The following is a 12,431-nucleotide window of genomic DNA, read 5'->3' as shown; positions in this document are numbered from 1 at the left end:
CATCTGCTCCCTTTTTTATTTGATATATGAATCAAAAGACTAGTGTGCTGTTAGTGGTTCACCCTCAAATTGCACGCCATCCCAACCGGTTTTCATAAAGTGGCGAATATTTTGGTGATCGTCCCCGTGTGGATTGGCTAACACATCATCCCGATAATACTGACCAAAGCAGGCTAGGGTTTCGTCAACACTAAGTGCATGTATTTTGCCAAAGCCAAAAATTTTGCATGAGCCATTATTTTGGCCGGCTTCATTGGTGGTACCACCGTTTTTAAATGCGGTAGGAGTAAATACATAATTAGCTTCAATGACTGACATAGTGTCATCAAACGCTATGTTTTCAGGGTGTGTTTTTAACTGCGTTAAAAAAGCCTGCAATTCCATTTTATCTCCATTATTCATCGTAAAATTGAGTGAAATTTTCTACTGTCTCACGTTCAGTTCTAAACTGATTCACCTGGGCTTCAGTATCTTCATAACCCAGCGCCATGCCCGAAAGAATGATGGCATCCTTTGGTAAGGATAAGTGTTCTTTCACAACATTGGGATATTGCGCTAATGCTGCCTGAGGGCAGGTTGCCAAGCCACAATCGACCGCAGCCAGCATCACTGATTGCATGAACATACCCATGTCCATATATGAACCGGTTTGCATGATGCCTTCCATCCAGAAAAACAGCATCAGCGGCGCATCAAAGGAACGGTAATTGGCTGCCCATTGCGCGCGTTGCCCTGCTTTATCGTCACGGGCAATGTTTAGCGTCTGATAAAGCTTTAAACCACAAGCTTTGCGTCTGTCATTGTAGGGAGATGGCATTGGGTTGGGGTAGTACTGATAGGCAGGGGCGGTTGTTTCACCTTGTTCAAATGCAGAAACCATCGCATCAGCCAGACGCTGTTTTGCTTTTCCTCTGACGACAGCCACTTGCCAAGGCTGTGTATTTGAGCCGGAAGGACTGTGTCTAGCAGCCTCCAGAAGAGTCATTAGATCTTGCTGACTCACTTCTTTATCTAAAAAATGACGCACAGAATGGCGTTTTCGCATGGCTTCAATCGTATTCATCTGCTTAGTCTGATTCCTTTACACGAGACAAACAGGCTAACAGAATGAGTCCAATAGTAAATAACATGACTTGTAACCAAAGTCGGCCCCAAACGGCAGCAATTGAAATAGCAAATGACAGGATGATGATTAAATAGGCTTTCTTTTTAATATCCCGGCGCATGCTATGTGTTTGTTGCCATTGCCTTAGTGGTGGTCCGAACCATTTGTGATTGAGCAACATTTGATGAAACCGGGGAGAGCTTTCGGCAAAACACGCCAAGGCTAATATCAGAAAAATCGTTGTTGGCATCAACGGCAAGATGACACCAATGATGCCCAAGGCGACAAACATCCAGCCTAAGCAAATCAAAACAAGATGTTTGATACGTGTCTTCATACGATCGTTTTAGGCTCTCGACATAAATTTACCTGTGTCGGTGTTGACCCTAATGACTTCTCCATTTTCGATATATTCTGGGACTTGTACTTCTAAGCCCGTCGATAAGGTTGCTGGTTTTGTGCGAGCCGCTGCCGTAGCGCCTTTTATCCCCGGCGATGTATCGACAATAGTCAAAGAAACCGCGGCTGGCAACTCTATAGCCACAAGTTGTTGTTGTAATAAAACAGCGACGATATTATCCAGACCATCGTGGATATAGCCCAGCGCGTCTTCAATATCAGCAGCATTGATAGCGTATTGCTCAAAGGTTTCATTGTTCATAAAGATGTAGCTGTCGCCATCCTGATAGGAAAATTGGACTAACTGGCGTTCACAGTCGACCTCTTTAAGAAAGTCTTCGCCTTTGAAGGATTCATCACGTTTTTGTTTCGTTTTAAGATGGTTAAAACGAACTTTATATAGTGTCGATGCGCCACGCGAAGATGGGTTACGAATATCAATATCTTTAACGACATAGGGCTCATCATGTACTTCTACTACCATTCCACGTTTAAGATCACTGGCCTTGGGCATACTCTTGTTCCGATTCTCATAGAAAGTTCCGCATTATACGTTACCGAGACCTTAGCGGAACCAATTGCCATCTAGCAATGAGTAAAGCTGATCGGTGTTAATACGGCTTTGCGTTAGAATGTTATCCAATATCTATCGTAGTGAAAAAGGAACGTTAATGGCAATTCAGTGGTATCCCGGCCATATGCATAAAGCCAGCAAAGAAATGAGAGAGATCTTGCCGCAGGTTGATCTGATTATTGAAGTGCTGGATGCCCGAATTCCCTTCAGCAGCCAGAATCCTATGCTGGCAGAGATTCGCAAAGACAAACCTTGTATCAAGTTGCTGAATAAACATGATCTGGCTGATGTAACAATCACAGAGCGTTGGCAGCAGTATTTTGAGCAGGAAAATCACACGAAAACGCTGACTATGGTGGCTCAGCAACAGGAAGGTATCGCTGATTTACTGACACTGTGTAGAAAAATGGTACCTGCCAAAGCAGAAGCGGGAAGACCGATTAACACGATGATTATGGGCATTCCGAATGTTGGAAAGTCCACATTGATTAACAGTCTTGCCGGTCGCCAAATAGCCAAAACAGGTAATGAGCCAGCTATTACCAAAATGCAACAACGCATCAGACTAGAACAAGGTGTTGTCTTGCATGATACCCCTGGCGTGTTATGGCCAAATCTTGAAAACCCTCATGGTGGTTATCGTCTAGCCGTGACTGGCGCAATCAAAGAAACAGCAATTGATAATGATGATATTGCCTTATATGCCATCGAGTATTTGATGCAGGCCTATCCGGAACAGTTAAAACAACGCTTCGGTCTGGATACTTTAACTGAATATCCGCTGGAGAATATGGAAGCTATTGGAATCAAACGGGGCTGTCTGAGGTCTGGTGGTAAGGTAGATTTGGATCGTACTGCTAAGATCATTCTGACTGAGATCAGAGCAGGCATGCTGGGAAGGATCACCTGGGAGACACCTCAAATGATAGAAGCAGAATGGCAACAGGTTTTGATTGTCCGAGAAGAAAAAGCAGCAAAAAAGGCTGAGCGAAAAAAGAATAGAAAAAACAAATAACGACTTATATAAACTCATTAACTACTAAGGTATATGACAGGAGGTTTGCCAATGATTCGTTTCAGCATACTCATATTAGCTTTGGCTGTGCTAACAGCATGCAGTTATATGTCTCCCAAAATCCAACCGCCTGCGGAAGGGGACTTGTCACTTAAGCAGGTAGCAGACAATATTAATTTATATCAAGGTAAAACAGTTCGATGGGGCGGTAAAATTATTGCTGTTGAAAATAGCGAGCAGCAATCAGAAATTTTGGTCGTTCAGTTCCCGCTTAACCGAGTTGGCCGACCAGACGAAAGTAGTGACAGTGAAGGTCGTTTTTTTATTCGTAGTGCTGACTTTCTCGATCCTGAAGTTTATAAAACAGATAGTTTTATTACAGTACTGGGGCAGGTTATCGATCAGAAAAATATCACTGTAGATCAAAAGCAGCTTACCTTACCGGTTATTCAGCAGAGCAAAGAACAGCGTTGGCCGGCAAATAATCCTGTTTCAGGTCTGCCATACAACCCTAAACATGACTGGCCCTTTGTAGGCTACGGTTACTACGGTACAGGGTCTTATTCTCCGTAAAGACTTTTACCGAAACTTTACATTCTTTAAATAAGAATGATTTGCATTTAGATTTAAATGAATTTATACTCATCTCCACATTGTCAGGACGAGGTGAGTTATGAAAACAGCACAATTTAATACACAGGGAAGACATAGCATTCATCTGGCATTTGATGAAAATACGCTAGAGACCTTAATTCACGAAGGTAAGCTGCATGCGGCTGACTTTAACTGTCTGAATAAAAGTTCTAAAAAAACGGTCTGGAATATGCTGCTTTCTGCAGCGGCAAGGAAGTTAAAATCATGAATATGCCACTTAGTCGACCTGACTGGCAGCGTGATTGTTTGCTGGCATCCATCAAAGAGTTAGTGGCGTATTATCAAGTTAGCCCATCAGCTTGTTTGGCACTACAGATAAGTCGCAACTATCGCTTATTACTCACCCAAGACGACCGTGTTTCTATCAAAACATTATGGCAGTCGTACGCGAGAGGTTGGTGGGATGTTTACTGCCGGCATCGAAACCTCAAACAACGCACAGCATTTTCCTTTTCCTAATCTTTATTTAATGGAGCCCACATGGCGAGTAGAGCATGTAAACCAGAAACAATTTATGAATCTAATACTGTGGATATTCAACATTGCCCTGATTGTAAAATGATTCATCTCACAATGGGATCGATTACTGTGAGAATGAGTGAGCATCACTTCACTCAATTTGCCCAAGACATGAGTAAAGGTTTATTCGAATTTAATGCGGCATATGCTCAACCTAGTCTCCGTGTCATGATGTAATCCTGGTTGTAGGTATGATTATTTCCCATTAATTATATGAAATATTCCTAAAACTAAGTGATAGTGATTCGCAATATAGGTATACTTTCTCTTGTTTTTACTATTGAAAACAGGATGAGAGAGCATGTACAAATTCAAGAAAACACTGCTGGCGAGTACATTGATGGTCGCCATGTCTTCAGCTCAGGCAGCTTCGCCCACGAATGAAGAAATCTGGCAGCTTCTGCAAGAAATGAAGCAACAGTTGAACGAAGTTAAGCAACAGAACGAACAACTGAAAACAGAAAATCAAACACTGAAACAACAAGTCGTTGCCACACAAGCTAAAGCCGAACAGGCAAATGAAACCGCTGAGGCATTAGCTGTGGCAACAGAAGAAGCAGTAAAAGCCTCTGCCGCTCAGGAAAGCAAAACGTCTATCGGTGGTTACGGAGAACTGCACTACAACAATCTACAAAATCAAGGTAGTGGTGCTGATAAGGATGAAATTGACTTTCATCGCTTTGTCTTATTTTTTAACCATGAGTTCAATGACCGACTTCGACTCTTTTCAGAGTTGGAGTTAGAACACTCTATTTCCGGTGATGGTCAAAATGGCGAGGTTGAGCTGGAACAGGCTTATATCCAATACGATTTCAATGACAAGCACCGTGTTAATGCGGGTTTATTCCTGGTGCCGGTTGGTTTATTGAATGAAACCCATGAGCCAAATACCTTTTATGGGGTAGAACGTAATAATGTTGAGAAAAACATTATTCCTACGACCTGGTGGGAAGGTGGTGTGATGTTTAGTGGAGAACTGGCACCTGGTTTTTCTTATGATGCCGCGATGACCTCTGGTTTAAATACTTCAGCCAGCAACGATTACTCAGTTCGTAGTGGTCGTCAAAAAGTCTCTGAAGCCGATGCCAGTGACTTTGCTTACACCGGGCGACTCAAATGGACCGCAATTCCAGGTATTGAAGTCGCTACATCATTGCAATATCAGGAAGATATAACTCAAGGTAATGACCATGATGCGGGTAGTGCAGTGTTATGGGAAGCCCATACCGCTATTCAGCAAGGCAACTTTGGTTTCCGAGCTTTATATGCAACATGGCATTTAGAAGGTGATGGACCACAATCAGTCGGTGCAGATAAGCAAATGGGCTGGTATCTGGAACCTTCTTATAAATTGACTGATGCGATTGGAATCTTCACACGTTATAGCTTATGGGATAACCAGGCGGGTAGCTCTGTTGATTCAGAGGTGCGCTCATGGGACTTAGGTGTGAACTGGTGGTTAGACCCACAAGTTGTCGTCAAATTTGATTATCAGGATCAGGATGCTGAAAATGAAGATGATGAATTTGATGGCTTCAATGTTGGTGTGGGTTATCAGTTTTAATCGATGAGTAATATAGGCGTGGTGAGTGGTTATTAAGATGAATAATGTCATTTCTGGTTTCAAATTAGCTTTGTTATGTTTAATCTTACTGCTCACCACGACGACATCTCATGCTCGTGGCGTCTACCAAACCAATGATGCTTTCTTAGCTGAAGTGTTTAACGGTACGCTTCCGCAAAGTGATGTTGTCTGGATGAAAGGTGATGTCCGACAGACGGTTGCGGATATTCTTGGTCATCCCTATGCCGGTCTTCGAATTCGTTATTGGCGAGAGGGGCAACGCAGCGCCTGGATACTTGAGGAAATCGGTAAAGAGGAGCCAATTACTTTTGGTGTGGTTATCAATGGCGACCGCGTCGAACAGGTCAAAGTACTGGCTTATCGTGAGAGTCGGGGGGGAGAAGTGAAATACCCGGCATTCACACAGCAATTTCAGAATGTTGGATTGGTGTCTAATCGGTTAGACAAACACATTGATGGCATTACTGGCGCAACATTATCCGTCAGGGCTATGACGAATGTCGTTAGGCTGGCATTATATCTGGATTCATCTATTAGCCAGAGTTGATCCATGAACCGCAAATTGCGCAGTTTTCATCGTGTTATCGGCGCCATCTTAGCCAGTTTTTTATTAATGTTTGCTATTACCGGAATAGCACTTAACCATTCCAGCCAGCTTAAACTTGATAAGCGTTATGTCAGTTGGGACTGGCTTATGTCTCAGTACGGTATAGGGGAGGTTAAGCCCGACGCTGCATTTTTGATTGATAACAAAATTTTTTCTCAATTTGGCAATCAACTTTTTCTTGATGCCACGCCGTTAATACATACTGAGCGTCCCTTATTAGGCGGGATCACCCTTGAAGATCTTATTGTTCTAACAACGGATGATGCCTTAATTCTATTAACCCGCGAGGGTGAATTTATTGAAAAAATGGGGGCAGAAGCCGGTATCCCTGCGCCTATCCAAAATATTGGTCTTTATCATGGTGAGCCGGTTTTACAGACCCGCCAATCAATGTGGCGCAGTAATTTTATGTTGGATAAATGGGAACCGATTTCATTACAAGGCGTCTCATGGAGTGTGCCGCATCCTTTGCCACAGTCGGTAAATACAGAGCTAAAACAGTTTTTTTATGGTAAAGGTATCAGTATTCAGCAACTGCTTCTTGATATACATAATGGCCATATTCTCGGTCCATTAGGTATTTGGTTGATTGATGTACTGAGCGTTCTGATTATTTTCTTATCTTTATCTGGATTATGGATGTGGGGTAGACGTCTGGGGTAATTTCTTGTCATGATGCCTTTAACAAAGGAGCGTAATACACGATGAGACAGGCAGATTTCCCTTATTTGCCAAAAGACTTTATTCAGACGGCTGAAGGTCTTATCTTTGCTGTGGTCAGTTATCATCCCCATCAACAAAAAATTGGTTGTTTTCTACGTTATATCGAAAATGAAGGTCAATGGCAGAAAATTGATACTGAGCAGGCCAATCGTTTATTAGCCCGCCATTACCCTAAATATCTTTTTAAATCACTGCAGTTTGATGCTGAGTTTCATGCGGTAAAACCCGAGGATGTTGAGGTTCATCATCAACCAGAACAACATCTAACGTCTGTTCTTGCTCGTTCTCCAAATGATGAAATTGAAGAAAAATGCCACCGTTTAATCGCTATCCTCACTAAATATGGTGTGAATACGGCTTCTCTAGGATTGACAGGATCAATGCTGATTGGTCAGCAAAAGAAAGGTTCGGATATTGATTTGGTGGTATATGGGCGCGAGGCTTTTCGTCAAACCCGTGAGGCAGTTAAACAAGCTGTTGCGGAGCAGCAACTCACGGCGCTTGACCTGTCACTCATGAAAGATAATTTCCAACGACGCGGTGGTGAACTTAATTTTGAAGAGTTTGCCTGGCATGAAGCCCGTAAATATAACAAGGCGGCGATTGATGGTACCAAATTTGATATTGGTATGGTCAGTTTGCCGGAAGAGTTAGTCGTCGATCATCACCACTATATTAAGCAAGGAATTTCTACCTTAAAAGCAGTGGTGATTGATGATCAGCAAGCATTTGATTTTCCCGCCCGCTATCTTATCGATAATGAAATGACGCCGGAAGTCATTTCATTTACCCATACCTATGTTGGTCAGGCACAAGCGGGAGAGACCATTGAGGTAGCAGGAGCGGTAGAGTGTGATTCGGCATCAGGACAACGTCGTTTAGTTGTTGGATCAACCCGTGAAGCTATTGGTGAATATATAAAGGTGTGTAGAGACTTATGAGAGAAGTAGATAATCCTGCAGTAGCAGATATTGGTGTCGTCGGACTTGCCGTGATGGGGCAGAACCTTGTTTTAAATATGAATGACAAGGGCTTCAAAGTATCGGTATTTAACCGCACAACGAGTAAAGTCGATGACTTTATTAATGGGCCAGCGAAAGATACCAATATCATTGGATTTCATGATCTGAAAAGTTTTGTGAACAGCCTGAAATTACCGCGGCGGGTTATGTTAATGGTTAAAGCCGGTCCCGTGGTGGATACTTTTATTGAGCAATTGGTGCCGTACCTTGAGAAAGGCGACATCATCATTGATGGCGGAAACTCCTTATTCAATGATAGTGATAGAAGAACACAAGAATTACGTCAGAAAGGGATTTTATTTATCGGCAGTGGTGTTTCCGGAGGGGAAGAAGGCGCTCGCCATGGTCCTTCGTTAATGCCGGGTGGGAATCATGCAGGCTGGTCAGCAATTAAACCTATTTTTCAGGCTATCGCTGCACAGGTTGATGGTGAGCCGTGTTGTGACTGGGTCGGTAATGATGGTGCTGGACATTACGTCAAAATGGTACATAACGGCATTGAGTATGGTGATATGCAGCTTATATGCGAAGCGTATCAGATGATGAGGGAAGGGCTTGGCATGAGTGGTGACGAAATTCACCAGGTTTTTGCTGAGTGGAATGAAGGTGTGCTTGACTCATATCTGATTGAAATTACCCGCGATATTCTGGCCAAACGTGATGAGAATGGTGAGTTGCTGGTCGATCACATTCTCGATACTGCCGGACAGAAAGGCACGGGTAAATGGACAGGCATGAATGCACTTGATTTGGGTATACCATTAACCCTGATTGGTGAAGCTGTGTTCTCAAGATGTTTATCATCGTTAAAAGATGAACGGGTAAAAGCCTCAAAAGTGTTACCTGCTATTACTTCATCGTTTGAAGGTGATAAAGCGGAAATGGTCAATGCGATCCGTGATGCTTTATACGCATCAAAAATTATCTCCTACGCGCAAGGTTATATGTTGATGCGTGAAGCAGCCAAAATTTATGGTTGGGAGCTTAATTATGGTGGTATCGCTTTAATGTGGCGTGGTGGCTGTATTATTCGGAGTCAGTTCTTGGGCAAAATTCGTGATGCCTTTGATCTCAATCCTGATCTGCATAATCTGTTACTGGACGACTTTTTTATTGACGCTATCACGGAATCGTTGCCGGGCTGGCGTAAGGCTGTAGCGACAGCGGTCAGTCTTGGCGTTCCTGTGCCAACATTCAGTAGCGCGCTTTCCTTTTATGATGGTTATAGAAGTGAACGCTTACCCGCTAATTTATTACAGGCACAACGTGATTATTTTGGTGCGCATACTTATGAGCGTATTGATAAACCTCGGGGTGAGTTTTTTCATACGAATTGGACAGGGCAAGGTGGTGATGTTTCAGCGTCCAATTATGACGTTTAAACCAATAAAAAAGCGGTCATCGGACCGCTTTTTTTATGTCTATCAGAATGATTGTTTAAGTGTTATTTTTCGTTTTAACTTGAGCATTTGGTTTGGTTCTCCAACAATATAAATATGACCATCGTTATCAACCGCCACCCCTTCGGGTTGTTTCATAATCGGCCAAAGATTAAATGGTCCGCTTTTTAATGACAGGCTGGCGACTTTGTCACCGCTTAAATTGATCATATGCAGTGCATTGGATGCTTCGCTTAACACAAGAAGGATAGGCTGTTGTTCTGAGTAAAACAGACTGATACCGGCAAAATCATCAACATGATCGGGTAAGGAGTGATTAAGCTTTTCGACATCAATACTCGTCTCAGTGTGGTGTAAGATATGATTCAAAATCTTAGGGGGATCTTCCTGCAAGACAAAAAAGCCATATTGGGCTGACCATGCCACCCCCTCCATACCTCTATTGCTGTTTTCTGCCCAATTCATGGGTAAGCGTTCACTCTTGTCATAACTGACTTTTTTTGTCGTGTCATTAATGGAAAAGAACACCAGTTGCTGCCTTCGTTCTTCTGACACAACAAAGGTGTTTTTTCCAAGATAATCCACACTTTCTGTATCAACAAAACCATCAAGATGAATACGGCGAACAATATCACCTTGTTTGGTCAGTTCGATAAGCTGGGTAGGGTGATTGATTATGGCGAATAGATGATCGCTTTCAGGATGATAGGTCAGACCTGACAAGTTGTCTTCAATACCTGAAATTTTGACGGGTTTACCAACATCGTAATGAGAGTTTATGTCCCACTTTGGTACATTTTTTATTTCTGCTTCAGTATGGGTATGACTGAGCAATAATAGGGTACTGGAGCATAAGACGGTAATCGTTAACCAGTGACTTAAAATGTATTTTAGATTTTGCATGTTTTTCCCAGATAACACTATAGACGTAGATTAGACTATGTCGACAAACTTAATCAAAGCTGAAAACACGCTGGGAACTGAATTTATTGTAGAGATAACCGGGATTAAATAAAAAAAAGGCGGAACTGTTATCAGTTCCGCCAAACAAGCTGCTCATCGCGTTATTTATGATCAGCTTTCAACCTTCTCCTGCATGAGTTTTTTGCAGTAGTAGATAACGATAATCGAGGCGCCAAGCAAGAAAATCGATGAGGCTATTCCTAGGATGCGCCATGTATCGATGTTTTTCATATCCAGAATCAAATAGCGTGCTAAGGCAACAATCGCAATATATAACGGTATTTTTATTGGCAACTCGCCTGACTCATAATAAACGGCAACCATAGTCAGTACTTCTAGGTAGATGAACATCAACAGCAAATCTGTCAATGACACATAGCTGTTATCAATCATTACTTTCACTTCGATGCCTATAGCTACCATCGTGGCTATGGCGACTAATACCAACCCTATGTCCTGAGCGAAAAGAAGAGATCGGCTTACCGAATTTTTAATTGGGTGCTGCATTGTTTTTTCTCCATTAAAAAAACACACCACACAAGAATGACTGTTTTTTAAACATGCTTTTGCAAGTTGTTTAAGAAGCAGAGATCCAAAATTGTGTAGGGATTAAATACTAGCAGTGCTAATAGGGAGAATGTTTGTCTGACTTTCCGTAAATTTATGTGGGCTTGGGACTGAGAGACAAGTAAAAAACGAAAAAGAGTATAAGGGATTAAGCAATAACGCTTCAGACATAAGGCCATGAAGCGTTATTGATAGGCGTTTAACGACGACGATTTCCTGCTGGAATAAGTAGCAGAAGTGTACCTAAGCCAATACTACTTGCACCGAGCCAATCTGGAATATGGAAGTTATCTTTTTCATCAATCTGAAGTTCAATAACGCCCAGATCCGCTTCATGGGTTGTTTTGGTAAATGGTATATCATCCATGACCAACCCTGTTGTTCCGGCAGCAATCAATAAAATACCGAGAAATTTAAGTAACATTTTTATTCCTGTTTACTTGTTATGACCTGGTGCATTTTCACTATTACCCGGCCCATTGGGATCGTGGCCTGGTGGAACTACTTTATGCGGATGGTAGTGATGACAGGCACTGAGAAATAATAATGCAGAAAGACTAAGCAACTTTAAAACGTGAATAAACATAGGTTTCTCCGTGATAAACACGCTTAAAGACTAACATGACTGACTGTCATCTGCTTGTGAAAAATATGGTTAATGACTGATTGTATCAATGTGCTGGGCTGATCCAGCTTCAGAGGAAGGTATCTCTTGATAGCGATCTGATTGCATCAGATATCGGGTGGCGCAACCATTCAAGGCAAGAAGCAGACAGGTAAATATTATCCCGCTAACGGGTTTAAAAAAACGAGCTGACATAGAGACAAATCCAATCACCATTAATGATTAGATGCTATATGAATTCAGCTAGTTTTTCCGATAATTTTGTTACCAGCAACGCAAACCGATTCTGATACAGAGGGTTATTTTGCAGCTAACCTTTTTGCTTTAGCTCTTCTGATACTTGAATATACTGGTCAAAGTTTTGAATATAGTCATCCATATTCATTTCCAACATTTGACGATATTCTTTCACAAAAAAGTCGATAGTTTCCTGTTTCGCGTCTGCCATATCTTTGCTTTGGGTCCAACCTGAAGCACTGAACCATGCCGTATAGCGTGCCAGGCCATACATAAATGAAGCACTTACTTCACCTGCGGCAGCCCCCTTTTCCATTTGTTCATTAGCTATGCGAATAAACGCATCGGCACGGTCAAAAAAGGCAGTATCTCTCTCACTCATAAGGTTTCGCTTTTTATTTTATAGTTGGCTTTAAAGGCCAGAAAGACGATTTAT

Annotated in this window: 19 protein-coding genes; 10 read left to right on the top strand and 9 right to left on the bottom strand. The window is 42.2% G+C overall.

Annotated elements, in window-relative coordinates; translation table 11 throughout:
• Nucleotides 1–39: 39 nt before the first annotated feature.
• The 4 genes from MAMP_RS14950 to efpL are packed head-to-tail and all read right to left on the bottom strand — an operon-like array spanning nucleotide 40 to nucleotide 2,018.
• Nucleotides 40–384 carry a HopJ type III effector protein gene (locus MAMP_RS14950; protein ID WP_007146939.1) on the bottom strand — a complete coding sequence of 115 codons (345 nt, stop codon included), beginning with the start codon at nucleotides 382–384 and terminating at the stop codon, nucleotides 40–42.
• 10 nt (nucleotides 385–394) lie between these two features.
• Nucleotides 395–1,063 carry a nitroreductase gene (locus tag MAMP_RS14945; protein WP_007146938.1) on the bottom strand — a complete coding sequence of 223 codons (669 nt, stop codon included), beginning with the start codon at nucleotides 1,061–1,063 and terminating at the stop codon, nucleotides 395–397.
• A gap of 4 nt (nucleotides 1,064–1,067) precedes the next feature.
• Nucleotides 1,068–1,442, bottom strand: coding sequence for a YbaN family protein (locus tag MAMP_RS14940; RefSeq protein WP_007146937.1), 375 nt, complete (start codon nucleotides 1,440–1,442; stop codon nucleotides 1,068–1,070).
• Nucleotides 1,443–1,451: 9 nt separating this feature from the next.
• Complete coding sequence (gene efpL / locus MAMP_RS14935) at nucleotides 1,452–2,018, bottom strand: elongation factor P-like protein EfpL (protein WP_007146936.1); 567 nt, start codon at nucleotides 2,016–2,018, stop codon at nucleotides 1,452–1,454.
• A gap of 157 nt (nucleotides 2,019–2,175) precedes the next feature.
• On the opposite strand from efpL, the gene ylqF reads away from it, so the two are divergent.
• The 10 genes from ylqF (at nucleotide 2,176) to gnd (ending at nucleotide 9,585) form a co-directional block, all read left to right on the top strand.
• Nucleotides 2,176–3,093: a ribosome biogenesis GTPase YlqF gene (ylqF, locus tag MAMP_RS14930; RefSeq protein ID WP_040576637.1), complete on the top strand. Its 918-nt coding sequence runs from the start codon at nucleotides 2,176–2,178 to the stop codon at nucleotides 3,091–3,093.
• A 51-nt stretch (nucleotides 3,094–3,144) separates the two neighbouring features.
• Complete coding sequence (locus MAMP_RS14925) at nucleotides 3,145–3,666, top strand: Slp family lipoprotein (protein WP_007146934.1); 522 nt, start codon at nucleotides 3,145–3,147, stop codon at nucleotides 3,664–3,666.
• Nucleotides 3,667–3,766: 100 nt separating this feature from the next.
• Nucleotides 3,767–3,955, top strand: a complete 189-nt coding sequence (locus MAMP_RS14920; protein ID WP_007146933.1) for a hypothetical protein — start codon at nucleotides 3,767–3,769, stop codon at nucleotides 3,953–3,955.
• The gene (locus tag MAMP_RS14915; RefSeq protein ID WP_007146932.1) at nucleotides 3,952–4,206 is read left to right on the top strand and encodes a hypothetical protein; all 255 of its coding nucleotides are present in this window, start codon (nucleotides 3,952–3,954) and stop codon (nucleotides 4,204–4,206) included. The genes MAMP_RS14920 and MAMP_RS14915 overlap by 4 nt, the downstream gene beginning before the upstream one ends.
• 21 nt (nucleotides 4,207–4,227) lie before the next feature.
• Nucleotides 4,228–4,443, top strand: coding sequence for a hypothetical protein (locus tag MAMP_RS14910; RefSeq protein WP_007146931.1), 216 nt, complete (start codon nucleotides 4,228–4,230; stop codon nucleotides 4,441–4,443).
• 124 nt (nucleotides 4,444–4,567) lie between these two features.
• On the top strand, nucleotides 4,568–5,830 hold the full coding sequence (locus MAMP_RS14905) for a porin (protein WP_007146930.1): 1,263 nt from the start codon (nucleotides 4,568–4,570) through the stop codon (nucleotides 5,828–5,830).
• A gap of 37 nt (nucleotides 5,831–5,867) precedes the next feature.
• Entirely contained in the window at nucleotides 5,868–6,398 is a 531-nt protein-coding gene (locus tag MAMP_RS14900) for an FMN-binding protein (protein WP_007146929.1), read from the top strand.
• 3 nt (nucleotides 6,399–6,401) lie between these two features.
• A complete protein-coding gene (locus MAMP_RS14895) occupies nucleotides 6,402–7,121 on the top strand; it encodes a PepSY-associated TM helix domain-containing protein (protein WP_007146928.1) in 720 nt (239 codons plus the stop codon).
• Between the two features lie 41 nt (nucleotides 7,122–7,162).
• Nucleotides 7,163–8,122 carry a nucleotidyltransferase domain-containing protein gene (locus MAMP_RS14890; RefSeq protein ID WP_007146927.1) on the top strand — a complete coding sequence of 320 codons (960 nt, stop codon included), beginning with the start codon at nucleotides 7,163–7,165 and terminating at the stop codon, nucleotides 8,120–8,122.
• Entirely contained in the window at nucleotides 8,119–9,585 is a 1,467-nt protein-coding gene (gene gnd, locus MAMP_RS14885) for a decarboxylating NADP(+)-dependent phosphogluconate dehydrogenase (protein WP_007146926.1), read from the top strand. The genes MAMP_RS14890 and gnd overlap by 4 nt, the downstream gene beginning before the upstream one ends.
• Nucleotides 9,586–9,627: 42 nt before the next feature.
• On the opposite strand, the gene MAMP_RS14880 is transcribed toward gnd, so the two are convergent.
• The 5 genes from MAMP_RS14880 to MAMP_RS14865 form a co-directional block, all read right to left on the bottom strand.
• A complete protein-coding gene (locus MAMP_RS14880) occupies nucleotides 9,628–10,506 on the bottom strand; it encodes an SdiA-regulated domain-containing protein (RefSeq protein WP_007146925.1) in 879 nt (292 codons plus the stop codon).
• 171 nt (nucleotides 10,507–10,677) lie between these two features.
• Nucleotides 10,678–11,073: a phosphate-starvation-inducible protein PsiE gene (locus tag MAMP_RS14875; RefSeq protein WP_007146924.1), complete on the bottom strand. Its 396-nt coding sequence runs from the start codon at nucleotides 11,071–11,073 to the stop codon at nucleotides 10,678–10,680.
• Nucleotides 11,074–11,332: 259 nt separating this feature from the next.
• On the bottom strand, nucleotides 11,333–11,557 hold the full coding sequence (locus MAMP_RS14870) for a hypothetical protein (protein ID WP_007146923.1): 225 nt from the start codon (nucleotides 11,555–11,557) through the stop codon (nucleotides 11,333–11,335).
• Nucleotides 11,558–11,569: 12 nt separating this feature from the next.
• Nucleotides 11,570–11,719: a hypothetical protein gene (locus MAMP_RS16225; protein WP_007146922.1), complete on the bottom strand. Its 150-nt coding sequence runs from the start codon at nucleotides 11,717–11,719 to the stop codon at nucleotides 11,570–11,572.
• A 349-nt stretch (nucleotides 11,720–12,068) separates the two neighbouring features.
• Nucleotides 12,069–12,377 carry a DUF3144 domain-containing protein gene (locus tag MAMP_RS14865; protein WP_007146921.1) on the bottom strand — a complete coding sequence of 103 codons (309 nt, stop codon included), beginning with the start codon at nucleotides 12,375–12,377 and terminating at the stop codon, nucleotides 12,069–12,071.
• Nucleotides 12,378–12,431 lie beyond the last annotated feature (54 nt).

The organism is Methylophaga thalassica MP (assembly GCF_000214595.1).
GTDB classification, from domain to species: Bacteria; Pseudomonadota; Gammaproteobacteria; order Nitrosococcales; family Methylophagaceae; genus Methylophaga; species Methylophaga thalassica.
This window is presented reverse-complemented; position numbering and strand designations above follow the sequence as displayed.

Coding starts and splice junctions, on each gene's coding strand:
- MAMP_RS14950 (WP_007146939.1), bottom strand. CDS start 384: ATGGAATTGCAGGCTTTTTTAACGCAGTTAAAAACACACCCTGAAAAC.
- MAMP_RS14945 (WP_007146938.1), bottom strand. CDS start 1,063: ATGAATACGATTGAAGCCATGCGAAAACGCCATTCTGTGCGTCATTTT.
- MAMP_RS14940 (WP_007146937.1), bottom strand. CDS start 1,442: ATGAAGACACGTATCAAACATCTTGTTTTGATTTGCTTAGGCTGGATG.
- efpL (WP_007146936.1), bottom strand. CDS start 2,018: ATGCCCAAGGCCAGTGATCTTAAACGTGGAATGGTAGTAGAAGTACAT.
- ylqF (WP_040576637.1), top strand. CDS start 2,176: ATGGCAATTCAGTGGTATCCCGGCCATATGCATAAAGCCAGCAAAGAA.
- MAMP_RS14925 (WP_007146934.1), top strand. CDS start 3,145: ATGATTCGTTTCAGCATACTCATATTAGCTTTGGCTGTGCTAACAGCA.
- MAMP_RS14920 (WP_007146933.1), top strand. CDS start 3,767: ATGAAAACAGCACAATTTAATACACAGGGAAGACATAGCATTCATCTG.
- MAMP_RS14915 (WP_007146932.1), top strand. CDS start 3,952: ATGAATATGCCACTTAGTCGACCTGACTGGCAGCGTGATTGTTTGCTG.
- MAMP_RS14910 (WP_007146931.1), top strand. CDS start 4,228: ATGGCGAGTAGAGCATGTAAACCAGAAACAATTTATGAATCTAATACT.
- MAMP_RS14905 (WP_007146930.1), top strand. CDS start 4,568: ATGTACAAATTCAAGAAAACACTGCTGGCGAGTACATTGATGGTCGCC.
- MAMP_RS14900 (WP_007146929.1), top strand. CDS start 5,868: ATGAATAATGTCATTTCTGGTTTCAAATTAGCTTTGTTATGTTTAATC.
- MAMP_RS14895 (WP_007146928.1), top strand. CDS start 6,402: ATGAACCGCAAATTGCGCAGTTTTCATCGTGTTATCGGCGCCATCTTA.
- MAMP_RS14890 (WP_007146927.1), top strand. CDS start 7,163: ATGAGACAGGCAGATTTCCCTTATTTGCCAAAAGACTTTATTCAGACG.
- gnd (WP_007146926.1), top strand. CDS start 8,119: ATGAGAGAAGTAGATAATCCTGCAGTAGCAGATATTGGTGTCGTCGGA.
- MAMP_RS14880 (WP_007146925.1), bottom strand. CDS start 10,506: ATGCAAAATCTAAAATACATTTTAAGTCACTGGTTAACGATTACCGTC.
- MAMP_RS14875 (WP_007146924.1), bottom strand. CDS start 11,073: ATGCAGCACCCAATTAAAAATTCGGTAAGCCGATCTCTTCTTTTCGCT.
- MAMP_RS14870 (WP_007146923.1), bottom strand. CDS start 11,557: ATGTTACTTAAATTTCTCGGTATTTTATTGATTGCTGCCGGAACAACA.
- MAMP_RS16225 (WP_007146922.1), bottom strand. CDS start 11,719: ATGTTTATTCACGTTTTAAAGTTGCTTAGTCTTTCTGCATTATTATTT.
- MAMP_RS14865 (WP_007146921.1), bottom strand. CDS start 12,377: ATGAGTGAGAGAGATACTGCCTTTTTTGACCGTGCCGATGCGTTTATT.